At 61.1% G+C, this 23,237-nt stretch carries 22 protein-coding genes; 14 read left to right on the plus strand and 8 right to left on the minus strand.

The window, feature by feature from the left end; all coding sequences use genetic code 11:
- The first annotated feature begins 96 nt into the window (after window positions 1–96).
- From AC3YUO_RS00955 to prmA, 4 genes are all read left to right on the plus strand, one after another.
- Complete coding sequence (locus AC3YUO_RS00955) at window positions 97–1,005, plus strand: putative ABC transporter permease (RefSeq protein ID WP_489961174.1); 909 nt, start codon at window positions 97–99, stop codon at window positions 1,003–1,005.
- 67 nt (window positions 1,006–1,072) lie between these two features.
- Window positions 1,073–1,606 carry a DUF1836 domain-containing protein gene (locus tag AC3YUO_RS00960; protein WP_489961175.1) on the plus strand — a complete coding sequence of 178 codons (534 nt, stop codon included), beginning with the start codon at window positions 1,073–1,075 and terminating at the stop codon, window positions 1,604–1,606.
- A gap of 73 nt (window positions 1,607–1,679) precedes the next feature.
- The gene (locus tag AC3YUO_RS00965; protein WP_489961176.1) at window positions 1,680–2,552 is read left to right on the plus strand and encodes a DegV family protein; all 873 of its coding nucleotides are present in this window, start codon (window positions 1,680–1,682) and stop codon (window positions 2,550–2,552) included.
- Window positions 2,553–2,584: 32 nt separating this feature from the next.
- Entirely contained in the window at window positions 2,585–3,532 is a 948-nt protein-coding gene (prmA, locus tag AC3YUO_RS00970; RefSeq protein WP_489961177.1) for a 50S ribosomal protein L11 methyltransferase, read from the plus strand.
- A 56-nt stretch (window positions 3,533–3,588) separates the two neighbouring features.
- On the opposite strand, the gene nrdG is transcribed toward prmA, so the two are convergent.
- Window positions 3,589–4,107, minus strand: a complete 519-nt coding sequence (nrdG, locus tag AC3YUO_RS00975; protein WP_489961178.1) for an anaerobic ribonucleoside-triphosphate reductase activating protein — start codon at window positions 4,105–4,107, stop codon at window positions 3,589–3,591.
- Between the two features lie 79 nt (window positions 4,108–4,186).
- Window positions 4,187–6,313, minus strand: a complete 2,127-nt coding sequence (nrdD, locus tag AC3YUO_RS00980) for an anaerobic ribonucleoside-triphosphate reductase (protein WP_489961487.1) — start codon at window positions 6,311–6,313, stop codon at window positions 4,187–4,189.
- Window positions 6,314–6,617: 304 nt separating this feature from the next.
- On the opposite strand from nrdD, the gene mnmA reads away from it, so the two are divergent.
- The 8 genes from mnmA to AC3YUO_RS01020 all read left to right on the plus strand — a co-directional run bounded on the left by mnmA (window position 6,618) and on the right by AC3YUO_RS01020 (window position 15,338).
- Complete coding sequence (gene mnmA, locus AC3YUO_RS00985) at window positions 6,618–7,673, plus strand: tRNA 2-thiouridine(34) synthase MnmA (protein ID WP_489961179.1); 1,056 nt, start codon at window positions 6,618–6,620, stop codon at window positions 7,671–7,673.
- Window positions 7,670–7,978, plus strand: coding sequence for a hypothetical protein (locus AC3YUO_RS00990; RefSeq protein WP_489961180.1), 309 nt, complete (start codon window positions 7,670–7,672; stop codon window positions 7,976–7,978). Before mnmA ends, AC3YUO_RS00990 begins: the two co-directional genes overlap by 4 nt.
- Before the next feature lie 72 nt (window positions 7,979–8,050).
- Window positions 8,051–8,947 (plus strand): hypothetical protein, encoded by an 897-nt coding sequence (locus AC3YUO_RS00995; RefSeq protein WP_489961181.1) that lies wholly within the window; start codon window positions 8,051–8,053, stop codon window positions 8,945–8,947.
- Between the two features lie 4 nt (window positions 8,948–8,951).
- Window positions 8,952–10,922 carry a methionine--tRNA ligase gene (metG, locus tag AC3YUO_RS01000; protein WP_489961182.1) on the plus strand — a complete coding sequence of 657 codons (1,971 nt, stop codon included), beginning with the start codon at window positions 8,952–8,954 and terminating at the stop codon, window positions 10,920–10,922.
- A 58-nt stretch (window positions 10,923–10,980) separates the two neighbouring features.
- A complete protein-coding gene (locus AC3YUO_RS01005) occupies window positions 10,981–11,307 on the plus strand; it encodes an MGMT family protein (RefSeq protein WP_489961183.1) in 327 nt (108 codons plus the stop codon).
- A 127-nt stretch (window positions 11,308–11,434) separates the two neighbouring features.
- Window positions 11,435–11,950: a shikimate kinase gene (locus AC3YUO_RS01010; RefSeq protein ID WP_489961184.1), complete on the plus strand. Its 516-nt coding sequence runs from the start codon at window positions 11,435–11,437 to the stop codon at window positions 11,948–11,950.
- 73 nt (window positions 11,951–12,023) lie between these two features.
- Complete coding sequence (locus AC3YUO_RS01015; RefSeq protein WP_489961185.1) at window positions 12,024–13,934, plus strand: DEAD/DEAH box helicase; 1,911 nt, start codon at window positions 12,024–12,026, stop codon at window positions 13,932–13,934.
- A 66-nt stretch (window positions 13,935–14,000) separates the two neighbouring features.
- Complete coding sequence (locus AC3YUO_RS01020; RefSeq protein ID WP_489961186.1) at window positions 14,001–15,338, plus strand: butyryl-CoA:acetate CoA-transferase; 1,338 nt, start codon at window positions 14,001–14,003, stop codon at window positions 15,336–15,338.
- Window positions 15,339–15,392: 54 nt separating this feature from the next.
- Here AC3YUO_RS01020 and AC3YUO_RS01025 read toward each other — a convergent pair whose 3' ends face one another.
- The 6 genes from AC3YUO_RS01025 to AC3YUO_RS01050 all read right to left on the minus strand — a co-directional run bounded on the left by AC3YUO_RS01025 (window position 15,393) and on the right by AC3YUO_RS01050 (window position 20,365).
- Window positions 15,393–15,554, minus strand: coding sequence for a hypothetical protein (locus tag AC3YUO_RS01025; RefSeq protein ID WP_489961187.1), 162 nt, complete (start codon window positions 15,552–15,554; stop codon window positions 15,393–15,395).
- A 298-nt stretch (window positions 15,555–15,852) separates the two neighbouring features.
- The gene (locus AC3YUO_RS01030; protein WP_489961188.1) at window positions 15,853–16,473 is read right to left on the minus strand and encodes a TatD family nuclease-associated radical SAM protein; all 621 of its coding nucleotides are present in this window, start codon (window positions 16,471–16,473) and stop codon (window positions 15,853–15,855) included.
- A gap of 5 nt (window positions 16,474–16,478) precedes the next feature.
- Window positions 16,479–17,255, minus strand: a complete 777-nt coding sequence (locus tag AC3YUO_RS01035; protein WP_489961189.1) for a TatD family hydrolase — start codon at window positions 17,253–17,255, stop codon at window positions 16,479–16,481.
- Between the two features lie 104 nt (window positions 17,256–17,359).
- Window positions 17,360–18,988, minus strand: a complete 1,629-nt coding sequence (locus tag AC3YUO_RS01040) for a hypothetical protein (protein WP_489961190.1) — start codon at window positions 18,986–18,988, stop codon at window positions 17,360–17,362.
- Window positions 18,985–19,506, minus strand: a complete 522-nt coding sequence (locus AC3YUO_RS01045) for an RNA polymerase sigma factor (protein ID WP_489961191.1) — start codon at window positions 19,504–19,506, stop codon at window positions 18,985–18,987. The genes AC3YUO_RS01040 and AC3YUO_RS01045 overlap by 4 nt, the downstream gene beginning before the upstream one ends.
- Before the next feature lie 127 nt (window positions 19,507–19,633).
- Window positions 19,634–20,365 carry a DUF554 domain-containing protein gene (locus AC3YUO_RS01050; RefSeq protein WP_489961192.1) on the minus strand — a complete coding sequence of 244 codons (732 nt, stop codon included), beginning with the start codon at window positions 20,363–20,365 and terminating at the stop codon, window positions 19,634–19,636.
- Window positions 20,366–20,744: 379 nt separating this feature from the next.
- On the opposite strand from AC3YUO_RS01050, the gene AC3YUO_RS01055 reads away from it, so the two are divergent.
- The gene (locus tag AC3YUO_RS01055; protein WP_489961193.1) at window positions 20,745–21,611 is read left to right on the plus strand and encodes a MerR family transcriptional regulator; all 867 of its coding nucleotides are present in this window, start codon (window positions 20,745–20,747) and stop codon (window positions 21,609–21,611) included.
- Between the two features lie 359 nt (window positions 21,612–21,970).
- Entirely contained in the window at window positions 21,971–23,236 is a 1,266-nt protein-coding gene (gene hisD, locus AC3YUO_RS01060; RefSeq protein WP_489961194.1) for a histidinol dehydrogenase, read from the plus strand.
- Window position 23,237: the final 1 nt, after the last annotated feature.

Here is a 23,237-nt window from a genome sequence, read left to right on the forward strand (position 1 = left end):
CGCCCTGCTCCTCTTCCCCACAGACCGGTGTGGACTTTTTTTCCAAAAAGAGGTATACTGTACCATAAAATTCTTTTTTCAGGAGACTTATGCCCTATGTATCTGGTCCTATGGATTTTCTTTGCCTATGCCTTTCTGGGTTGGTGCACAGAGGTAAGCTTCGCCGCTCTGGTCAGCGGAAAATTTGTCAACCGCGGGTTTCTCAATGGCCCGGTCTGTCCTATCTACGGCTTTGGCGTGGTCATTGTTCTGGCCTGTCTGGAGCCCCTGCGGCATAACCTTCTGCTGCTCTTTGTGGGCTCCGTGCTGCTCACCTCCGCTCTGGAGTGGGTGACGGGCTTTGCCCTGGAGAAGCTCTTCCACCAGCGTTGGTGGGACTACTCCAACGAACCCTTCAATCTGGGGGGCTACATCTGCCTGCGCTTCTCCATCGCCTGGGGCCTGGCCTGCCTGTTTGTGGTCAAGATCATTCACCCCACGGTGCTGCTGGTGATCCACCTCATCCCCAAGCCGGTGGGCATCGCCCTGCTGGTTATCTTCAGCCTCATCATGGCGGTGGACCTGGTGGCCACAGTGCGTACCATCGCCAAAATCAACCGCAATCTGGGCCAGATCGACGAACTGGCCGCCAAAATCAAGTCCGCCTCCAACGAGTTTGGTGAGAACCTGGCGGACCGGGTGCTGGACGCGGCCGAGAAGGGCGCCGATCTGCGGGACGAGCTGGCGGAGCGCGGCGAGGATCTCAAGGAAAATCTGGCCGATTTGAAGGAAGATCTCACCGACCACTGGGAGGAACACCAGATGGATCAGGCCCTGCGCCGGGCCGAGCGCCAGGAGTCTCTGGAAGAGCTGCGCCGCCGCCTGAGCGAGGTCATGGATCAGCGGATCTTCGGCCAGCGCCGCCTGCTCTCCGCCTTCCCCAAAATGCGCTCGCTGGACCACAAACAGGCTTTGGAGGCGCTGCGCCGTCAGATGGAGCAGCTGCGTGACGGGCGAAAGTCCTAGTCCACATTGCCATTTCAGCCATTATGTGATATAATGTTGATTATTACAAGCAAGGAGATTTTTGTTCATGGAGGAACTGTTGGATTTAAAGCGCCGGATGGAGCAGGAGCGTCCCGCTCCGTGGGAGGAACTGCCCGACCTGGCCCTTTATATGGATCAGGTCATCTCTTACATGCCCCGGCAGTTGATCCATTTTGATGACGGAGAGGCTTTGACCTCCGCCATGGTAAATAACTATATCAAGGACGGCCTGGTCCCCCGGGCCGACGGCAAGCGGTACGGTCCGGTCCATCTGGGCTACCTCACTGCCGTGTGCGCGTTGAAAAAGGTCCTGTCTGTACGGGATACCGGCGCTCTCATCGCCGCCGGAGAAGCCCGGGGCAAAAGTTCTCAGGAGCTTTATGCCTACTTCTGCTCCGCCTTGGATCGGGCTTTGTCGGAAACCGCCCAATCCATTGACGAGAATGCCACTTCGGAGGACCTGGCCCGGCTGGCTCTGGATCTGGCCCTGCGCAGCTATGCCAATCAACTGGCCTGCGCCCGGATTCTGGACATTCTTCAGCCCGATTCCCCGGAAACAGGCAAAAAAGCCAAGAAATAAAGAGGTTCGCCTCTATTTCTGAAACCGGCCCTCCGGTTTCAACCATATTGCTATGACAAGGAGTGTGTGTTCCATGTCCGATTTTGTAATTCTTACTGACTCTTCCGCTGACCTGGGGGCCGATATGGTCGCCCAGCTGGATATCCAGGTGCTGCCCCTCAGCTTTACCATTCAGGGCGTCACCTACCACAACTACCCCGACAACCACGAGATGGATCCCGCCGTCTTTTACAGCATGCTGCGCAAGGGCGAGCTGGCCACCACCTCGGCGGTGAACGTGGCCCAGTACACCGAGGCTCTGGAGCCCCTGCTCCAGGCCGGCAAGGATGTGCTGGTGCTGGCCTTCTCCTCTGGCCTGTCTGCCACCTACAACTCCTCCCGCATCGCCGTGGAGGAGCTGAGCGAGAAGTACCCCGACCGGAAGCTCTACACCGTAGACACCCTGTGCGCCTCCCTGGGTCAGGGCCTGCTGGTCTATCTGGCCGCCAAGGAGCGGGAGAAAGGCAAATCCATCGAGGAGGTCCGGGACTGGGTGGAGGCCCACAAGCTCAACCTGTGCCACCAGTTCACTGTGGATGACCTCCACTTCCTCAAGCGGGGCGGCCGCATCTCCGCCACCACCGCCGTACTGGGCTCCATGCTGCAGATTAAGCCCGTCCTCCACGTGGATGACGAGGGCCACCTCATCAACATCGCCAAGGCCCGAGGCCGCGCCGCCTCTCTGAAGGCCCTGGTGGACAAGATGGAAATTACCGCCATCGATCCCAAGGATCAGATCGTCTTCATCAGCCACGGCGACTGCCTGGCGGACGCGGAGATGGTGGCCCAGATGGTCAAGGACCGCATGGGCGTACAGCAGGTCTATATCAACTACGTGGGCCCCGTCATCGGCGCCCACTCCGGCCCCGGCACTCTGGCCCTGTTCTATGTGGGCACCGAGCGCTGAGGACCTCATTTCACCACAAAGGAGACACTCCCATGGATGAGATAAAGTGGCTGGAGGTGGCGGTGAACACCACCCCGGAGAAGCTGGACGAGGTGTGCGCCAAGCTCACCGCCGCCGGTATGGACGCCCTGGTCATTGAGGACGAGGGGGATTTTCTCAATTTTCTGGAACAGAACCGGCAGTACTGGGACTATGTGGACCAGGAGCTGCTGGACCGCATGAAGGGGGTCACCCGGGTCAAGTTCTACGTCACCGACGACGAGGACGGCCGGGCAAAGCTGGAGACCTACACCAGGGGTCTGGGCTGGGAGTACACCGTCACCTCCCTGGCCGACAACGACTGGGCGTACAGCTGGCAGAAATATTATAAGCCCCTGGCCATCGGTCAGCGGCTCTATGTGGTTCCCCAGTGGGAGCGCGACGAGCCCGTCCCCGAGGGCCGCTGCCCCCTGTATCTGAACCCCGGCCTTACCTTCGGCACCGGCTCCCACGCCTCCACCCAGCTCTGTCTGGAAGGGGTGGAGGAGCACACCGTCCCCGGCCGTCCGGTGCTGGACCTGGGCTGCGGCAGCGGCATTCTCTCCATTGCCGCCCTGTGTCTGGGCGCCAGCCACGCCATCGGGGTGGACATCGACCCCAAGGCGGTGGACGTGGCCTATGAAAATGCCGCCCTCAACGGCATCGGCCGGGACCGGTACACCGTGCGGGCGGGGGACGTCATCTCCGATTCTGCTCTGGCCGCCGAGCTGGGCCAGGAGCGCTATCAGATGGTGCTGGCCAACATTGTGGCCGACGTCATTATTCCCCTGTCCGCCCGGGTCCCCCAGCTGCTGGCGGAGGACGGAGTATTCCTGTGCTCGGGCATCATTGACACCCGGGCCCACGAGGTGGAAGCCGCCCTGGCCCGCAGCGGCCTGACCGTCACCCGGAAGCGGGAGAAAAACGGCTGGGTGGCCCTGGAGGCCCGCCTGAACGGCTGATTTTAATGCGTAATAAAAGGCCCCGGTATTCCGAACTGGAATACCGGGGCCTTTTATTACGTTTCGTCGTTCCACCACACCACAGTTCCGGCCTCCCGGGAGGCGGGAACATCGATGAGGCGCTGGTTGGCCGAGCCGCGGAAGCGGAGGGACAGCTCCTTCTGCTCCAGCACAAAGGGGCCGTCCACCAGCACGTCCAGCTGCTCCAGCAGTTCCCGGCTGTGCTCCCCCACCTTTCCGGAGAGCAGATCCTCGTAGAAGTAGCCGGTGTAGCACCAGATGTCCTTCCCGGGATACGCCTCCCGCACCCGCTTCACCAGCTCCAGCACCGCCGCCTGGTTGGACGGGTGGAAGGGCTCACCCCCCAGCAGGGAGAGGCCCTTTACATAGGGCTTGGCCAGATGGGTCAGGATGGCGTCCTCCTCATCCTTGGTAAAGGGCTGTCCGTAGCCAAAGTCCCAGGCTTCAGGATTGAAGCAGCCCGGACAGGCGTGGGTACAGCCGGAGACAAACAGGCTCACCCGGATCCCCGGTCCGTTGGCCACATCGATGGGGCGAATGTCGGCGTAGTTCATGGAAAAACCTCCGGTTTTCAGAAGAGGGCGAGAAGCGTGGAGCGTTCTTCCCGCTCCACGCTCAACGCTTCATTCTTTTTTACAGGTGGAGCACCCGGGACTTAATCTCCTTGGTCTTGCCCACGTTCCAGTAGTTCTCACCCAGATAGCCGCAGGTACGGCGGGTGACATTCATCTTGGAATGGTCCTTGTTGTGGCAGGCGGGGCACTCCCACTGGTTGTCGTCGTTGATGATAATCTCTCCGTCGAAGCCGCACACCTGGCAGTAGTCGCTCTTGGTGTTGAACTCGGCGTACTGGATGTTGTCGTAGATGAAGCGGACAACCTCCTTCAGAGCCTCCAGGTTGTGGCGCATGTTGGGAATCTCCACATAGGAGATGCAGCCGCCGGTGGAAATCTTCTGGAACTGGGACTCAAAGGTGAACTTCTCAAAGGCGTCAATGTGCTCCCGCACGTCCACGTGATAGCTGTTGGTATAATAGCCCTTGTCGGTTACATCGGGGATAGTGCCGAAACGTTCCTTGTCGATGCGGGCGAAGCGGTAGCACAGGCTCTCGGCGGGGGTGCCGTAGAGGGCGAAGCCGATGTTGGTCTGGGCCTTCCAGTCATCGCAGGCCTTGCGCAGCCGGTTCATCACCTTCAGGGCAAACTCGGTGCCGCCGGGCTGGGTGTGGCTGACACCGGTCATCAGCTTGGTGACCTCATAGAGGCCGATGTAACCCAGGGAGATGGAGGAGTAGCCACCGTAGAGCAGGGGCTCAATGGGGGCGCCCTTGGGCAGGCGGGCGATGGCGCCGTACTGCCAGTGGATGGGAGAGGAGTCGGACTTCACGTTCTTCAGGGCGTTGTGGCGGCACATAATGGCCTCAAAGCACAGCTGCAGGCGCTCCTCCAGCAGGGACCAGAACTTCTCCTGGTCGCCCCGGGCCAGAATGCCGATCTGGGGCAGGTTCAGAGAGACCACGCCCTGGTTGAAGCGGCCCTCAAACTTGTAATTGCCGTTCTCGTCCTTCCAGGGAGCCAGGAAGGAGCGGCAGCCCATGGGCGAGAACACGTTGCCCTCATAATTTTCCCGCATCTTCTTGGCGGAAATGTAGTCGGGGTACATGCGCTTGGCGGAGCACTTGACGGCCAGCTCGGTAATGTAGTCGTATTTGCCGCCCTTCAGGCAGTTGTGCTCGTCCAGCACGTACACCAGCTTGGGGAAGGCGGGGGTGATATACACGCCCTTCTCGTTCTTGATGCCCTCCAGACGCTGGCGCAGCACCTCCTCCACGATCATGGCGTTCTCCTCCAGGTAGGGGTCGTCCTCCCGGAGGTTGAGGAACAGGGTAACGAAGGGGGACTGGCCGTTGGTGGTCATGAGGGTGTTGATCTGGTACTGGATAGTCTGCACGCCGCTCTTCAGCTCGTCCTTCAGCCGGTCGTTCACCAGCCGGTCCAGAGTGGCCTCGTCCACCTGGCCGGCGCACTCATAGGCGATGTGCTTCTTGAATTTCTCCTTGCTGCGGCGGAGATACTTTCCAAGATGGCTCATGTCCACGCTCTGGCCGCCGTACTGGTTGGAGGCCACGCAGGCGATGATCTGGGTGGTGACGGTGCAGGCCACCTGGAAGCTCTTGGGCGACTCAATGAGCTTGCCGTTCATCACGGTTCCGTTGTCCAGCATGTCCCCAATGTTGATGAGGCAGCAGTTGAAGATGGGCTGAACAAAGTAGTCGGCGTCATGGAAGTGGATGGCACCCTCGTCGTGGGCCTTGGAGATGTACTCGGGCAGCAGAATGCGCCGGGTCAGGTCCCGGCTCACCTCGCCGGCAATGTAGTCCCGCTGGGTGGCGGCGATCATGGTGTTCTTGTTGGAGTTCTCCTCGGCCAGCTCCTTGTTCTCGTTGCGCAGCAGGGAGAGGATGGACTCGTCGGTGGTGTTGGCCTTGCGCACCAGGGCCCGGTTGTAGCGGTAAATAATATAGGTCTTGGCCAGGTGGAACTTATTCTCGGCCACCAGCCCCTGCTCCACCAGGTCCTGGATGTCCTCCACCAGCATCCGCTGCCGCTTCATGCCCTCAATGCGGTCAACAATGGCGTCAATCCGATCCCGGCTCAGCTGTTCCTCGGGGGAAACCTCGGCGTTAGCCTTCTCGATGGCGGTTATAATCTTGCTTCGGTCGTAATCTACAATGGTCCCGTCTCGCTTGACCACTTTCATGCTCATGGTGCACTCCTTTTTCTTCAGTAACTCATTCAAATCTCTCTGTTTTCGTAAACCGGCCCTCTGTGCCGGACAGTGTCCAGTTGCAGATTATAGCATAGGTCATTTGGTTTGTCACCAGATATTGTGCCTTATTTTTTCATTTTCCAAAAGATTGTACAAGATGTGCAATACCCTCTGTATTTCTCAGGATACACCTGTTCCCCTCTCTGTTTTCTCCCTTGCGCCGCGCATTCAGTTGCCCCAGGGAGTAAAGTATGATATACTTTTGGTTGAATTTTCTCCCAAGGAGGACACTGCCATGCATCCAAGCGCTGCCGTGGCCATGAGCGGAGGAGTGGACAGCTCCGCCGCTGTATGGCTGCTGAAGGACCAGGGTTATCATCTGGCCGGCATCACCATGGTTCTGTTTCCCGGCGGCGAGGGCTGTGGGGAGGAGGCCGCCCAGGCTGCCTGCCAGCTGGGCATTCCCCACCATGTGCTGGACCTGTCCCAGACCTTCCGCCAGGAAGTCATGGACGCCTTTGTCCAGGCCTATGAGGCCGGCCGCACCCCCAACCCCTGTGTGGTGTGCAACCGGAAGCTGAAATTCGGCGCGCTGCTGGACAAGGCCCGGGAGCTGGGCTGCGACAAGCTGGCCACCGGCCACTATGTCCGTCTGGAGGAGGACCGGGGCTCCGGCCGCGTTCTGCTGAAAAAGGCCCTCCATCCGGAGAAGGACCAGAGCTACGTCCTCTACTCCCTCACCCAAGAGCAGCTGTCCCACAGCTTATTCCCCCTGGGCGGGCTTACCAAGGAGGAGGTACGGGCCCTGGCCCAGGAGCACGGGCTCACCTGCGCCCAGAAGGGGGAGAGCCAGGACATCTGCTTCATCCCCGATGGGGACTATGCCGCCTTTATCCGTCGGTACACCGGCCGGGACTATCCCGCGGGCCCCTTTGTCAACGAAGCGGGCCAGGTTCTGGGGGAGCACACCGGCATTATCGGCTACACCGTGGGCCAGCGCCGGGGACTGGGGGTATCCTCCAACCAGGGCCGCCTTTACGTGAAGGAGGTCCGTCCGGCGGACAACACGGTGGTCCTCTCAGACAACAACAGCCTCTTCGCCCGGGCCCTCACCGCCCGGCAGGTCAACTGGATTGCCTGCGATACACCCAGCGCCCCCCTGCACCTGCGGGCCAAGGTGCGCTACCGCATGGTCGAGCAGCCCTGTACCGTGGAGCAGACCGGCCCGGACCAGGTCCGGGTGGTCTTTGACCAGCCTCAGCGGGCCATCACCCCCGGCCAGGCCGTAGTCTTTTACGACGGCGATACCGTGGTGGGCGGCGCCGCCATTGAGAAAGGAGAATCCCTATGAGCAAGAAGAAAAAGCGCCGCTCTCAGACCGCTCCCAGCGCCCGCACCCGCTCCCAGGGGGCCACGCTGGCCGACGAGAAGCAGCAGGCAGGCAAGCGCTTCAAGCCCGCCGCCCGGAACCTGCTGCTGCTCAACCTGGTCTTCCTGGCCGCCACCCAGCTGCTTTACAACTCCCAGCTCATTTCCGAGACAATCTCCAATATATGTACGCTGCTGGGCATCATTTTCCTGTTTGTGGCCCTGTGGATTCAGTTCGGCAACGGCCCCTCCGGCGATCCCACGCCCCGCCCGCCTCATCTGAAATAAAGTTGATTTTTTTACCGCCCTGGTATATCATGATGGGTACGACTTCCTTTTGATAAGGAGATTCTTCATACGATGCGTAAGGATATTCTTTTGCCTGGGCTGGCCGTCGGCGGAGGCGCGGCGTGTCTGGCCCTGCGGCAGTGGCAGCTCAGCTCGGCCTACGACGCCGAGACCCAGCTTTTCTCCCACGGTGCCCCTGCCACCTATGCCCTGCTGCTTCTGGCTGCGGCTCTGATTGCAGCGCTGGCTGTACTGATCGGAAAGGGAGGCCATCCCTCAGACTTTCTCGCCGCCTTCCGCTGCCCCGCCCCCCTCTATATGGCGGGAATGGCCGCCGCCGCGTTCCTGTTTTTCGGCGCGGGCGTACTGGGGCTGCTGTACGGCCTGGATGAGCTGACCCTGTGGCGGGTGGACCCCAAGGGCCATCTGCTCACCTATCCCGCCGCCTTGCTGCTGTGCGCCCTGCTGTGCTTCCCTGCGGGACTTTCCTGCCTGCAGGTGGGCAAGGGCGCCTATCGGGGACACCCCGCCCCCTCCTGCTCCCTGATGGTCCTGTTTCCCGCCTGCGCCGGACTGGTGTGGCTGTTTGCCACCCACCTCAATCACAGCACCGACCCCATTCTCATGGGCTACGGCTTCTCTCTGGCTGCCGCCGCCCTGCTGATGCTTGCCCATTATGAGGCCGCCGCCTTTTTCCATGGACGGCCCCATCCCCGCCGGGCCCTGTTCTTCGCCCTGGCGGGCACAGTGCTGGGGCTCACCTCCCTTCTGGACGGCCTGCCCCCCTTCTTCGCGGTGCTGACCGCCGCCTTCCTCCTCTCCGCCCTGTCGGGCGCCTGCGCGCTGGCCCGTAATCTGTTCGGCCCTCCCTGGCCCCGCCGCCTGCTGACCGGGCGAATGCCCCTTGGGGCTGAGGAAGAGGACAACGAGGAGGATATTCCCGATCAAGATTGTACGGAGGAGTTATAATATTATGGAACGCAAACGTTTTTATATCACCACCCCCATTTACTACCCCAGCGACAAGCTGCACATTGGCCACACCTACTGCACCGTGGCCACCGACGCCATGGCCCGCTATAAGCGCCTTTGCGGCTATGACGTGCTGTTTCTCACCGGCACCGATGAGCACGGCCAGAAGATCGAGGACAAGGCCAAGGAGGCCGGTGTCTCCCCCAAGGAGTTCGTGGACCGCATCGTGGAGGGTCCCCAGGGCGTCAAGGATCTGTGGAAGCTGATGAACATCTCCAACGACCGCTTCATCCGCACCACCGACGACTACCATGTGGCCTCCATCCAGAAGATTTTCAAGAAGATGTACGAGAACGGGGACATCTACAAGGGCAAGTATGTGGGCAAGTACTGCAAGCCCTGCGAGTCCTTCTGGACCGAGAGCCAGCTGGTGGACGGCAAGTGCCCCGACTGCGGACGCGAGGTGCAGGACGCGGAGGAGGAGGCCTACTTCTTCCGTCTCTCCAAGTACGCCGACCGCATCCAGCACCTGCTGGAGGACACCGACTTCCTGGAGCCCCGCTCCCGGGTTAACGAGATGGTGAACAACTTCATCAAGCCCGGCCTGGAGGACCTGTGCGTCTCCCGCACCAGCTTTACCTGGGGCGTGCCCGTGGACTTTGACCCCGGCCACGTGGTCTATGTGTGGGTGGACGCCCTCTTCAACTACACCACCGCCCTGGGCTTCCTCAACGACAAGTACGACGATTACGAGAAGTTCTGGCCCGCCGACGTTCACTTCGTGGGCAAGGAGATCGTCCGCTTCCACTCCATCATCTGGCCCGCCATGCTCATGAGCATGGGTATGCCCCTGCCCAAGAAGGTCTTCGGCCACGGCTGGCTGCTGCTGGACGGCGGCAAGATGTCCAAGAGCAAAGGCAACGTGGTGGATCCCTATCTGCTGGCACAGCGCTTCGGCGTGGACGCCCTGCGCTTCTTCCTGCTGCGCACCTTCCCCTTCGGCTCCGACGGCAACTTCTCCAACGAGGCCCTCATCAACACCATCAACGTGGACTTGGCCAACGACCTGGGCAATCTACTCAGCCGCACCGTGTCCATGGTGGGCAAGTACTTCGGCGGCACCCTGCCCACGGAGCAGGTGGAGGACGCCGAGAAGGACAAGGAGCTGGTGGAGCTGGCCTCCACCCTGCGCAATCGCTACGAGGAGCAGATGGAGAAGTTCGCCTTCCAGAACGCTCTGAGCGAAATCTTCAAGGTCATTGACCGGGCCAACAAGTATATTGACGAGAACGCCCCCTGGGTGCTGGCCAAGGATATGGAGGCAAACGGTGCCCGCCTGGCCCGGGTGATGTATAACCTGCTGGAGGTGCTGCGCGTGGCCGGCATCCTCCTCACCCCCTTCATCCCCGACTCCGCCGCCGAGGTTTTGAAGCAGATCGGCGCCTGCGAAGCCTGCTCCACCTGGGAGAGCGCAGGCGTGTGGGGCTCTCTGCCCGCTGACGTCACCGTCACCCGGGGCGAGAACCTGTTCCCCCGCATCGACATGGAGAAGGAGCTGACCGCTCTGGAGGAGATCGCCGCCCAGGCCAAGAAGGCCGCCCTGCCCGCGGTGGAGCTGGAGCCCCAGCTCACCGAGAAGGTGGAGTTTGACACCTTCTGCAAGAGCGACTTCCGGGCTGTCAAGGTGAAGGCCTGCGAGAATGTGAAGAAGTCCAACAAGCTGCTGAAGTTCACTCTGGACGACGGCACCGGCACGGACCGGCAGATTCTCTCCGGCATCGCCGCCTGGTATAAGCCCGAGGAGCTGGTGGGCAAGACCCTCATGGCCATTGTCAACCTGCCCCCCCGCAAGATGATGGGTCAGGAGTCCAACGGCATGCTCATCTCCGCCGTCCACACCGAGCACGGCGAGGAGCGCCTCAACCTGCTGATTCTGGATGACAAGATCCCCGCCGGGGCCAAAATGTGCTGATTATTTCGGAGGACGGGCCCCGGCCTGTCCTCCGTTGTCTTTTATAAGGAGGCCTCTCATGGACACCTTTGCACGAATTTACGCCCTAACGGCCCAGATTCCCCCCGGCCGGGTCACCACCTACGGACAGCTGGCCCGTCTGGCAGGCAATCCCCGCCTGAGCCGCATTGTGGGCTGCGCCATGCACGCTGCCCCGGAGGGGCTGCCCTGCCACAGGGTGGTGAACCGCCTGGGCGGACTGTGCGACGCCTTTTCCCCCACCGGCCGGGACAGCCACCGCCTGCTGCTGGAGCAGGAGGGCGTCCCCTTCCGTCCCGACGGCACGGTGGATTTGGCCCGGTGCATGTGGTATGGGCCCGAGGCTGATATGGATACCGAACCATAATCCGGACGGGAGTTCCCGTCCGGATTCTTTGCTTCTCTTCCCCATTTCGCCCCGCCTCCCCTTTCTTTTTTTCCAGAGGTATGATATGATGTAGGTTGAATTTGTCTGTAAAGGTTGGGAACCAGCATTGGAAAATATCGTGTTAATCGGCATGCCCGGCTCCGGGAAAAGTACCGTGGGCGTTCTTCTGGCCAAGGCCCTGGGCTACGGCTTTCTGGACGTGGATCTGGTGATCCAGCAGCGGGAGGGAGCGCTGCTCCAGGAAATCCTGGACGCCAGAGGGGTGGAGGCCTTTCTGGACGCTGAGGAGGAGGCGGTCTGCTCCGTGTCCTGCACCGGAAACGTCATTGCGCCGGGCGGCAGCGCCATCTGCCGGGAAAAGGCCGCTCTTCACCTCAAGTCCCTGGGCCCGGTGGTCTACCTGAAGGTTCCCCTGGAGGAGCTGTCCCAGCGGATTCAGAACCTGTCCACCCGGGGCATCGCCATGCAGCCCGGTGAGACTCTGGCCGATATTCTGGCCTACCGCGCCCCCCTTTACGACAAATATGCCGACCTGGTCATCGACTGCGGCGGCGGCCAGACTCTGGCCCAGACCGCCCGAATTGTGCGGGAGCGCCTGGAAGAGCTCCGTTCCCGCCCGTGACCCCATCCCCAGCCCGCGGGGACATGCTGCGGGCCGGGCGCTCCGGCGCCCGAATGCGTAAAGGAAGTATTGCATGACATTTCGTGAACTGGGGCTTTGTGCCCCCATTCTCTCCGCCCTGGAGGAGCAGGGCTATGAGCACCCCTCTCCCATTCAGGAGAAGGCCATTCCCCCCGCCCTGGAGGGGCGGGATGTACTGGGCTGCGCCCAGACCGGCACCGGCAAGACCTGTGCCTTCGCCACCCCCATTCTTCAGCGGCTCAGCGAGGCCCCGGTGAAGGGCCGTCCCATCCGTGCCCTCATTCTCACCCCCACCCGTGAGCTGGCTATCCAGATCGGGGAAAATTTTTCCGCCTACGGAAAGCACCTCCAGCTGCGCCACACCGTCATCTTTGGCGGCGTGGGTCAGAACCCCCAGGTTGAGGCTCTGAAGCGGGGCGTGGACATTCTGGTGGCCACCCCCGGCCGGCTGATGGACCTGCACAACCAGGGCTTCATCTCCTTGGATGACCTGGAGATCTTCGTGCTGGATGAGGCCGACCGCATGCTGGACATGGGCTTCATCCACGACGTGCGGAAAATTCTCAAGTGGCTGCCCGCCAAAAAGCAGACCATGCTCTTTTCCGCCACCATGCCCCCGGAGATCGCCGATTTGGTCTCCTCCCTGCTGCACAACCCCGCCCGGGTAGCGGTGGATCCCGTCTCCTCCCCGGTGGAGGCCATCCGCCAGTGGGTCTACCCGGTGGATAAGGCCAACAAGACCAGGCTGCTGGCCTGGCTCATGGAGCAGAAGCAGGTGAAAAACGCCCTGGTCTTCACCCGCACCAAGCACGGGGCCAACAAGGTGGCCCGAGACCTGGTAAAGGAGGGCATCTCCGCCGCCGCCATCCATGGCAACAAGAGCCAGACCGCCCGGCAGCAGGCCCTGGCCGACTTCAAGTCCGGACGCATCCGCTGTCTGGTGGCCACCGACATTGCTGCCCGGGGCCTGGACATTGAGGAGCTGTCCCACGTCTTTAACTACAACCTCCCCGAGGTGCCCGAGACCTACGTCCACCGCATCGGCCGTACCGGCCGGGCAGGCCGGGGCGGCGAGGCCATCGCCTTCTGCGACTTTGCAGAGCAGCCTCTGCTGCGGGACATTGAAAAGCTGATTCACCGCTCCATCCCCAAGGTGGAGGATCACCCCTTCCCCATGGAGGTCTTTGAGGCCCCCAAGCGGGACAAACACGGCCGCGTCATCAATGAAGAGGACGCGGAGGCCCGGGCTGCCGCCCGGGAAAAGCGCCGTACCCGGGACGAGGAGCAGAAGGCTGCCGCCCGGGAAGAGCGGCTGGCCCGTCAGGAGAAGGAGGCCCAGGCTCTCCAGGCCCTGGAGGAGCAGAAGGAGAGCAAATCCAAGCGCCGCCGTCGCCGCCGGAAAAAGAGCGGCCAGGTTCAGGAGGCTGCGGCACAGTTCCCGGAGACCACCCAGTCTCACGAGGCCGCCCCGGCCCGTCCCAGCGAACCGGCCCGGCATAACACCGGGGCCCGCTCTGAGCGCCCCAAGCTGGTGCGCTCCGGCCACCTGATGGACACCGGGGACGCTATGCCCCGCACCGACTTCTACCGTCCCACCCCCCTGGACAGCGACGTCATCATGGACGCCACCGCCCGCCTGCTGGCCCCCCGCCGTCCGGTGCACGCCTCCCCCGCAGCGCCCGCCCGTCCGGAGCGGAGCAGCGAACACAGCGGACGGCGTCGGAAGAAGAAAAACAGTCAGGGGCAGGCTCCCAAGGCGGAACGCACCGCTCAGCCCGCCCCCGTCCAAAAGCAGCAGCCCCCTGCCCCCAAGAAGGCCGCAAACCGGCCGGAGGACAGCAAGAAGCGCCGTGGCCGCTCCGGCCGGCATGAGCCCGACCTGGATGCCCACCGCCACCAGCCCAAGGACTCCACCGAGCAGCCCAGCCTCATGAAGCCCTACTACTTGGATATGGGCCGCTGAACAATTCCATTTGCCCGAATCCCGCAGCTGCGGATATGATATGACACACAGGAGGATTGAACAATCATGGATTATCAGGCACTCTATCAGCAGAAGCTGACCACGCCCCAGGAGGCGGTCAAAGTGGTCCAGTCCGGCGACTGGGTGGACTATGGCTGGTGCACCAACCACCCCATCGCCCTGGACAAGGCCCTGGCCGCCCGGAAGGATGAGCTCCGCGACGTGAAGGTGCGGGGCGGCGTCACCATGTGGATGCCCGAGATCGCCAAGGCCGACGACGCCGGCGACCACTTCACCTGGAACAGCTGGCACTGCAGCGGCATCGACCGGAAGATCATCACCAAGGGCATGGGCTTCTTCAGCCCCATGCGCTACTCTGAGCTCCCCCGGTTCTACCGCGAGAACCTGTCTGTGGATGTGGCCATGATTCAGGTCACCCCCATGGACAGCCACGGCAACTTCAGTTATGCTCTGGGTGCCTCCCACCTGGCCGACATGCTGGAGAAGGCCAAGACCATCATCGTGGAGGTCAACCAGAACCTGCCCTGGGTGTACGGCCTGAACGGCTGCGAGATCAACATCCAGGACGTGGACTACGTGGTGGAGGGTGAGAATCCCCCCGTGGCCCAGCTGGGCGGCGGCGGCGAGCCCACCGACGTGGACCGGGCTGTGGCCAAGCTCATTGTGGAGCAGATCCCCAACGGTGCCTGCCTGCAGCTGGGCATCGGCGGCATGCCCAACACCGTGGGCTCCATGATTGCCCAGTCCGACCTGAAGGACCTGGGCGTCCATACCGAGATGTACGTGGACGGCTTTGTGGACCTGGCCATGGCGGGCAAGATCACCGGCAAGAACAAGGCTCTGGACAAGGGCCGCCAGGTGTACGCCTTCGCCGCCGGCACCCAGAAGCTCTACGACTACGTGAACCGCAACCCCGATGTCATGGCCGCCCCCGTGGATTACACCAACGACGTGCGGGTCATTGCCCAGCTGGACAACTTCATCTCCATCAACAACGCCATCGACATGGACCTCTTCGGCCAGGTCAACGCCGAGTCCGCCGGTCTCAAGCACATCTCCGGCACCGGCGGCCAGCTGGACTTCGTCATGGGCGCCTACCTGTCCAAGGGCGGCAAGAGCTTCATCTGCATGTCCTCCACCGTCACCGGCAAGGACGGCACCGTGAAGAGCCGCATCGTGCCCACCCTCACCCCCGGCTCCATCGCCACCGACCCCCGCTCCTGCGTGCAGTACCTGGTCACCGAGTACGGCATGATCAACCTGAAGGGCCTGTCCACCTGGGAGCGCGCCGAGGCCATCATCTCCATTGCCCACCCCGACTTCCGGGAGCAGCTCATTCAGGACGCGGAGAAGATGCACATCTGGCGCCGCAGCAACAAGTAATCTTATGTTACAAAAAAGCACCCCGCGCCGTAAGCGCGGGGTGCTTTTTTCTGTTTATACCAGCTCCCACTGGAAGTTTTCCAGCTTCAGCCGGCTGCCCACCGTAGTTCCCTCGGGCAGAAGAAACATGGTGATGGAGTAGGGCTGCCCCTGGTCGCTCACCAGGTCAGCATAGTCCCCGTTAATGGACTGGACGGTATAAAAGACAGGTTCCATGGCGCCTCCTTATAAAAGTCCTGTTTATTGGACTGTTCCTTTTGTAGAATCAGGGTGTAATCAGGGATGGTTACACACCGAATTTACAATATCCGGCGACACATTCGCCGCAGAAAGGAGCAAAACAGGATGGATTACAGCATTGTTTGGGTACGGGGGCATGTGGAAGTGTACGACTGGGCGGGCCGGTTTTGCTTCTCCGCCGACAACGAGCGGGAGGCCCGGGAGGAGCTGGAGCTCACCGCCTGAACACAAATCCAATATAAATTGGGGCGCCGGAGAAACCGGCGCCCGTTTTTTACGAATCAATAAAGCTGCGGATGCGCAGCTTCACCCCCAGATTGGTGGCGATGTCCTTGCAGTTCTGAATCTCCTCCGGGCTCTTGTCCTTGTCCACGATGGTGAAGACCACGTTGGGGACATAGTGCTTGGCCTCACCGGCAAAGTCCAGCATGGCCTGGTAAGCCGCCTCTCCCTGGACAGGGTGGCAGAGGGCGGCATAGTCGGCGGCATTATCCGAATTGAGGGAGATGGACAGGGTATCAATCCGGCCCTTCAGCTCCGGGCATACGTCCCGGCCCAGAATGAGGTTGGCGTGGCCGTTTGTGTTGATGCGCACGGGAGGCAGCTTGTCCCCAAAGCGCTTTTTCAGCTCATCCACCAGCCAGAGAATATCGTCCAGGCGGTAGGTGGGCTCCCCGTAGCCGCAGAAGACGATCTCCCGGTAGGAGCACACGTCCCGGCCCAGGAAGCTGTCCAGGGCCTCCTGGCGGGTGGGCTCCCGCTCCAGCCAGAGGGAGTCCTCGGTGTAAATAGAGCCCTGGGCCTTGCCGTGGCGCAGGCAGAACTCGCAGTTGCAGTTGCACTTGTTGGTGAGGTTCACGTACAGCGCGCCCTCGTATTCATAGGTGATGGTCATAGCCTTCACGCCTCCTTGATATTAAAAAAACGTTTGCCGTTTTCCAGGGTGATGCGGGCGACCTCCTCGGGGTCCACCCCCTTCACCTGGGCAATCTTTTCCGCCACCAGATGGACCTTCCCCGAATCGTTGCGCTTGCCTCGGAAGGGCTCGGGGGTGAGGTAGGGGGAGTCCGTCTCGATCATAATCCGGTCCATGGGCAGCCAGTCGATGACCTCCAGGGCCTTCCGGGCGTTCTTGTAGGTGACCACCCCGGTGAAGGAGATCATCCAGCCCAGCTTCACCAGCACCTTGGCGTCCTCCAGATTGCCGGAGTAGCAGTGGTACACCCCTCTCACCCGGGGATACTCCCGGACAATGGACAGGCAGTCCTGGTGGGCCTCCCGGTCGTGGATGATAACGGGCAGGTCCAGCTCCTGAGCCAGCTCCAGCTGGCGGCGCAGCACCTGCTTCTGCAGCTCCTTGGGGGGATTTTCCTTCCAGTAGTAGTCCAGGCCAATCTCCCCGATGGCCTTTACCTTGGGGTGGGCGGCCAGGGTCCGCAGTTCCTCCAGCCAGCTGTCCTGCCAGTCCCCGCAGTCGGAGGGGTGGACCCCCACGGCGGCGTAGACAAAGGGAAACTGCTCGGCCAGGGCCACGGCGGTCCGGGAACTCTCCAGCTCGCAGCCCGGGTTCAAAATCAGATCCACTCCCTGCTCCGGCAGAGAGGCCAGCACCTCCAGACGGTCAGCGTTGAAGGCCCCGGAGTCGTAGTGAGCGTGGGTATCAAATACATGCAGCACGGCGGTACCTCCGTAATATCAGCTTCATTTGCCGCACTATCATACCCCCTTTTGCGAGAAAAAGCAAGGGCGGCGCGTGTGCGCCGCCCTTGGAAATAGGATTCTCACCCGTGAATCTCTTCGCTGAAGTCGAACAGTCCGTATCCCGATCGGATGGGACCGTAGTTGGTCACACTCTTCTGCCCACCCATGTCATCGATGTCCGCAAAGGGGTAGGAAAGCCAGCTCACCTGGTGGCGGAGAAATACGATGCACTGGTCCGTGTAGGTCCAGTTCTCCGGATCCTCAAAGTGGATGTCGGCAGGCTCCGGCATCTCCCTGGCGTCTACCGTATAGGCCAGACAGCCCCACAGCGTTTCCGCTCCGTCGGGGATGGTGAAGGAGAAATAAGGGGAGTAGTGGAGGTGGCCGCCCAACCGCTCAAGCTCCATCTGGGCGCTCTCCGGGAACATCTGTGCCCACAGGTTGCCCTCCAGCTCCTCCGCCGTCTCGCCGCCGGCCAGCTGTACCTCCGGGGCGGCCACATAGGTTTTGCCGGTCTCCTCCCACAGGAGCCGGGCAGAATAGTGGTCGGTGGGATACCAGCCGGAGGGGTCTATGGAGAACTGCTCCTGGAGGCGGAGGACGGGTACCTCATCGTACCGGAACCAGTGGTAATACCGCACCTGCTGGTCCGGCAGGAAGACCATCCAGGTGGAAAGCTCCGCCTGCTCCTCCCCGGCCTCCACCGCCAGCCAGTTTCCCTCTACCTGGGGCTCCTGGTCATCGGTGGCGTCGCCGTCATACCACTCCCCGGTGCACACAGCGGTGGCTCCGGCGCACGCCTCCAGCTCCGCTCCGTCCAGCCACCGGGCCAGCTCCTCCGGCATGCCAAGGGACACCAGCTGGCGGCGGATGACCTCCTGCTCCGCGGTCAGCGTCCCGGTAACCTCGGTTCCCGCCGGGGTGGGTACCTTGCTCCCCAGCACCAGGGCGGCGGGCAGGGCCAGCAGTACCAGGGCAAACACCGCCAGGACAAAGCGCCCACCGGAAATATGCACTGGGGCGGGCTCCAGGTCGTAGCCCCGACCGGCCAGCGCCTCGCTCTGCCGGGCCAGGCACACCAAAAGGACAATTTCCAGGCCGATAAAGAGGGCGGGCCGCCCGTAGTAGAGCCCCTCATTCGTGATGGTGACACCAATCAGACCAGGCTCGGTGGCAGGGACCAGTTCCGACCACAGGGCTACCGCCATGGCCAGCAGGTGTACCCAAAAGCCCAGCCCCAGCCAGTCCCGTTTCGGCCGCCCCGCCCTGGGAGCGGCGAAAAAGGCTTGCCGCGTCCCCCGCCACAGGGCGAAAAGGAGCAGCAGGTTGGCCCCCTGGACCAGCCAGGTGAGCCCCCACTTCCACAGGGGCTCGGCCAGAATCCACCCCGCCACCGGGGTGGCACTCAGGATGGTCCAGGCCACATGGAATAAAAGCTTCAGGGCGGACATGGCCCAGCACAGCTTGAACCACCCGCCGCTCCGGCGCATGGAGCGGCCGCCCAGATAGATGAGGGTGGTGCCAACCAGGGGCAGAATGTAGTCCAGGTAGAAAAACTGGAGCTGGAAGGTTACCAGGGCCATGCCCCACAGAATCTTCACCATGGCACTCTGCCAGGGGGTGTAGTCCTCCACCTCCTGGGGGGGCGGGGGCAGCTGGCCCATCTCGTCCATCAGGGCGCGTTCAAATTCCATCTCATTGGGCTTCATAGCACGTCACCTCCCAACTGCTTCTGAAGCTTCTTGCGGATGCGGTAGAGTCTGCCCTCCACCGCCCGCTCCGTGGTGCTCAGCTCGGCTGCGATACGGGCCGTGGACTGAAGGTAGTAGTATTTGCGGTAGAAGAGTCGGCGGTCGGCCTGGCTCAGGGTACTCAGGGCTTTCTCCAAAGCCTGAGCCCGCTCTTGGCGCAGCAGTTCCTCCTCCGGACCCGGAGCGGGGTCCGGAGCGTCTGGGGACAGCTCCCCGCTGTGTCTCGCCTGTCGCTCCAGGGCCCGCAGCCGGTCATAGGCGGCGTTGCGGCACACGGCGGTAATCCAGGTGGCCAGTCCTGCCCGCTCTCCGTCAAAGGAGGCCGCCTTCTCCCACAGCTTCGCCCGGACACGGGCCAGACACTCCTCCACCTCGTGGGGGTCGGAGAGAATACCCCCCACCACATAGGCCATCATGGGTCCGTACCGCTCCAGCAGGCGGTCCATGGCCGCCCCGCCGTCTTTCTGGAATTCCACGGCCCAATTCATTTCCTCACCCAAGTCCTCACCTCCCGGTTTCCTGTTCACCCATATATACGCTCCTCACAACACTATCCCACGGCTTCTCCATAAAAAAAGCGCGCATGAGCGCGCTTTTTGACGTTTACAAGAACACCGCGGTGTAGGCCGCCCCCAGCACCAGGGCGGGCAGCATATTGGCCACCCGAAATCTGGGTCCGAAGGCCAGGTTGACGCCCACACAGAAGATGAGGATGGAACCCAGGGCGGACAGATTGTCCACCACCGGCTGGCTGAACACCGGGGCCAGCAGCCCGGCGCACAAGGTGACCGCCCCCTGGAGCACTCCCACGGGCAGAGCGGAGAAGATGGCCCCTTTTCCATAGGTGGAGGCGAAGATCATAACAATGAGGAAATCCAGAATGGATTTGGTAAAGAGGGTAGTGGGGTCGCCGGACAGCCCATCCTGGATAGAGCCCACGATAGCCATAGCCCCGATGCACACGGTGAGGGAGGCGGTGACAAAGCCCTGGACAAATCGGCTGTCTCCACCGCCCCGGTCAGCCCTGGCCTTCAGCCACACGCCCAGCCGCTCCAGCCAGCCCTCCAGATCCAGCCACTCCCCGATGAGCGTACCAAAGGCCAGAGCTAGAATCATCCCCAATGTTTCCTTCATAGATACCCCGGCCAGGGTGTTCCCCTCCACCACTAGAAGGCCGGGCAGCGTACCGGACAGTCCGATGAACATGGTGCACAGCCCCAGAGCCTGGATGACCGCCTGCTGTCGACGCTCCCCCAGGCCGCCCCGGACCAGCAGCCCCAGTCCTCCGCCCACCACAATGGCAGATACATTGACGATGGTTCCTAGCCCTACCATCTGAACCTTCCTCCCTCAGTCAGCTTCTATGTGACAAATGCGGCTTCATTATACGAAAAAATTTTTTCTCTGTCAAAGAAAGGTTATTAGTAGTGTACTCGTTCTGTCAAACAGGTCTGACACATGCGGGAGCAACACCTTAATGGTTTCTTCATGGAAATACAGAAGCGGCACCCGCGTGCCATGGGCTGCTCCGCATCCTACGCAAAGGTCCGGCGGCAAGCAACAGAGAACCTTTCTGCACATCGTGAAAAGAATGCGCACCAGGCGGTCTTTTTTGCTTTAATTCATAAAAATGAGCGATTGACTTCTGAATTTTCTTCGCATATACTTAATTAAGTTAGGCATAAATTCTGAAGTCAGAGCAGGAGATTGGAACATGAATCAATACAGCACCAACAAGCTCTGTCAGCTGTGCGGCGTCAGCCGCAAACAGCTCCGCTACTATGAAGAGCGCGGCATCCTGAGCAATGTTCCCCGTTCCGACAGCAACAACTACCGCTACTATACCCAGGAACATATCTATGAAATTGTGGCTGCCAAGGGCCTGAAAAACATTGATATGTCCCTGGCCGAAATGAAGGATGTCATCTACGGGAAAAACGTGGACTCCATTCAGCTCTCCCTGCAGAAGCAGTTGAATCTGGCCCGGGAAAATCTGGAGGAGAGCCTGCGTCAGTACGAGCAGAGTACGGTGGTCTATGCCAAGCTGGCGGAGGCTCTGTCGGTTCTGAAGCTGCACCACCGTCAGATGGACTCGGAATTTTCCTGTGAAGTGGTGGACCGCCCCGCCCAGGACGTGGTGTCCCTGCCCTACACCGCTACCTTTGAGGACGAGGGCTGCTGCGACGTGGAACACCTGCCCAGAATCCAGACCATCGCCCAGGAAGTCAATGCCATCTCCTTTGGCTCCCTGCTCTACCTGACTTATGACCATTTTGACGGCACTGCATGCACATTCAACCACCAGGTCCATGACTTCAAAATTGCTGTTCCTGTGCTGGACCGGAAAAAGCCCAGCCACCATTACGACAAAATTCCTGCCTTTCGGGGTGTCTCAGCCATTCACATTGGCAGTCCCAAAAAGGAACGGCTGTACCGCACCTATATGAAGATTCTCACCTGGGCCAGAGAGCACGGCTATTGCCTGGAAAATTGGTCCGTAGAGGAATGGTTAATCAGTCCCATGGTAACCAACAACAAGGATCTTTGGGTCATTCAAATCATTATTCCCATCAAGCCCTGACCCCCACGTTTGTGGCTTCTTCCCCTTCCGCTCAGCCAAACAGCATAAAGCTGTCCCCAGGGGCCGGGTTCGGTTTTACCACCCGCCCCTGGTTTTTCTTGTTTATTTTAATTTAATTCGCTAGTTCATTAAATAAACAGATTCTATGCATGTCCGTTTCCGGTTTATTGCACAAACATTGAAATAGCAGGTTGTTGAAACAGTCAAATGAATGATTAAAAATTTTAACCTGCATTTCCTCTTGACCTATCCCCAATGGATAGATTTATACTTGGTGACAAGCAAAGCAGTTCAGTACCGCATTGCCAAACTAATTTAAAGGGAATGAACGACAAGTTTCAATAAGGAGTGACAATAGGATGAACGTACTTAAGCAGCCTACAAAGAAAACCTATGAGCGTGACGCACAGCTCACCCAGACGGTAATGGATATCATCGACCACGTCCGGAAAGACGGCGATCAGGCTCTTTTGGATTATGCCGCCAAGTTCGATCATGTGGAGCTGGACAGCGTTCGGGTCTCTCCTGAGACGGTCAAGGCCGCATACGAGCAGGTTGACCCGGATACCCTGGAGGCCATCCGCTTCTCCGCCAGCCAGATTCGCTTCTTTGCCGAGGAGCAGCGCAAGTGCCTGAAGGACCTGGACATTCAGAGCCGGATCCCCGGACTGGAGATTGGCCACCGGATGATCCCCGTGGAGCGCTGCGGCTGCTACGTGCCGGCGGGCCGCCATCCCCTCCCCAGCTCCGCACTGATGGGCATCGTTACCGCCAAGGTGGCCGGTGTCAAGCAGGTAGCCGCCTGCTCTCCCGCGTTCAAGGGGTACGGTACCATCCACCCCGCCGTGCTGGTGGCCATGGACATCGCCGGTGCCGATGAGATTTACTGCATGGGCGGCGCCCAGGCCATTGCCGCTTTCGCCTACGGCACCCAGTCGGTGGCCAAGGTGGATTTGATTGTGGGACCGGGCAACCGCTTCGTCACCGAGGCCAAGCGCCAGGTTCTGGGCGATGTAGGCATTGACAGTCTGGCCGGTCCCAGTGAGGTACTGGTACTGGCAGACGAGAGCGCCAACCCCACCTATGTAGCCATCGACCTGCTGGGGCAGGCGGAGCACGACCCCAACGCCAAGCCCATTCTGGTCTGCACCAGCCAGAAGGTGGTGGAAGAGGCCATGAAGGAGCTTCAGCGCCTGCTGCCCACCCTGGAGACCCGGGACGTGGCCGAGCAGTCCTGGACGGACAACGGGGCCATCTACCTGGCCGACTCCATGGAGGAGGCCATCGCCATCTCCAACGACATTGCGCCTGAGCACCTGGAGGTCCAGGTAAACAACGAGCGCGAGGTGGCCCAGAAGCTGCTGCACTACGGCTCCATGTTTGTGGGACACTACGCCCCCGTGGCCTTCGGCGACTTTGTCTCCGGCCCCAACCACACCCTGCCCACCATGCGCACCGCCCGCTACTCCAACGGCGTGTGGGTGGGAACCTTCATCAAGACCCCCTTCCATCAATTCGTCTCCAAAGAGGGATGCGCCAACCTGGCCAAGCACTGCATGCAGCTGGCTCAGGTGGAGGGCCTGCAGGCCCACAGAGATTCGGTCAAACTACGTTTGGAGGGATAAG

Source organism: Pseudoflavonifractor sp. HNCC25GI2, assembly GCF_058136395.1.

What these genes read in the sequence shown, in the direction of transcription:
- AC3YUO_RS00955 (WP_489961174.1), top strand. Translation starts at nt 97, where the DNA reads ATGTATCTGGTCCTATGGATTTTCTTTGCCTATGCCTTTCTGGGTTGG.
- AC3YUO_RS00960 (WP_489961175.1), top strand. Translation starts at nt 1,073, where the DNA reads ATGGAGGAACTGTTGGATTTAAAGCGCCGGATGGAGCAGGAGCGTCCC.
- AC3YUO_RS00965 (WP_489961176.1), top strand. Translation starts at nt 1,680, where the DNA reads ATGTCCGATTTTGTAATTCTTACTGACTCTTCCGCTGACCTGGGGGCC.
- prmA (WP_489961177.1), top strand. Translation starts at nt 2,585, where the DNA reads ATGGATGAGATAAAGTGGCTGGAGGTGGCGGTGAACACCACCCCGGAG.
- nrdG (WP_489961178.1), bottom strand. Translation starts at nt 4,107, where the DNA reads ATGAACTACGCCGACATTCGCCCCATCGATGTGGCCAACGGACCGGGG.
- nrdD (WP_489961487.1), bottom strand. Translation starts at nt 6,313, where the DNA reads ATGAAAGTGGTCAAGCGAGACGGGACCATTGTAGATTACGACCGAAGC.
- mnmA (WP_489961179.1), top strand. Translation starts at nt 6,618, where the DNA reads ATGCATCCAAGCGCTGCCGTGGCCATGAGCGGAGGAGTGGACAGCTCC.
- AC3YUO_RS00990 (WP_489961180.1), top strand. Translation starts at nt 7,670, where the DNA reads ATGAGCAAGAAGAAAAAGCGCCGCTCTCAGACCGCTCCCAGCGCCCGC.
- AC3YUO_RS00995 (WP_489961181.1), top strand. Translation starts at nt 8,051, where the DNA reads ATGCGTAAGGATATTCTTTTGCCTGGGCTGGCCGTCGGCGGAGGCGCG.
- metG (WP_489961182.1), top strand. Translation starts at nt 8,952, where the DNA reads ATGGAACGCAAACGTTTTTATATCACCACCCCCATTTACTACCCCAGC.
- AC3YUO_RS01005 (WP_489961183.1), top strand. Translation starts at nt 10,981, where the DNA reads ATGGACACCTTTGCACGAATTTACGCCCTAACGGCCCAGATTCCCCCC.
- AC3YUO_RS01015 (WP_489961185.1), top strand. Translation starts at nt 12,024, where the DNA reads ATGACATTTCGTGAACTGGGGCTTTGTGCCCCCATTCTCTCCGCCCTG.
- AC3YUO_RS01020 (WP_489961186.1), top strand. Translation starts at nt 14,001, where the DNA reads ATGGATTATCAGGCACTCTATCAGCAGAAGCTGACCACGCCCCAGGAG.
- AC3YUO_RS01025 (WP_489961187.1), bottom strand. Translation starts at nt 15,554, where the DNA reads ATGGAACCTGTCTTTTATACCGTCCAGTCCATTAACGGGGACTATGCT.
- AC3YUO_RS01030 (WP_489961188.1), bottom strand. Translation starts at nt 16,473, where the DNA reads ATGACCATCACCTATGAATACGAGGGCGCGCTGTACGTGAACCTCACC.
- AC3YUO_RS01040 (WP_489961190.1), bottom strand. Translation starts at nt 18,988, where the DNA reads ATGAAGCCCAATGAGATGGAATTTGAACGCGCCCTGATGGACGAGATG.
- AC3YUO_RS01050 (WP_489961192.1), bottom strand. Translation starts at nt 20,365, where the DNA reads ATGGTAGGGCTAGGAACCATCGTCAATGTATCTGCCATTGTGGTGGGC.
- AC3YUO_RS01055 (WP_489961193.1), top strand. Translation starts at nt 20,745, where the DNA reads ATGAATCAATACAGCACCAACAAGCTCTGTCAGCTGTGCGGCGTCAGC.
- hisD (WP_489961194.1), top strand. Translation starts at nt 21,971, where the DNA reads ATGAACGTACTTAAGCAGCCTACAAAGAAAACCTATGAGCGTGACGCA.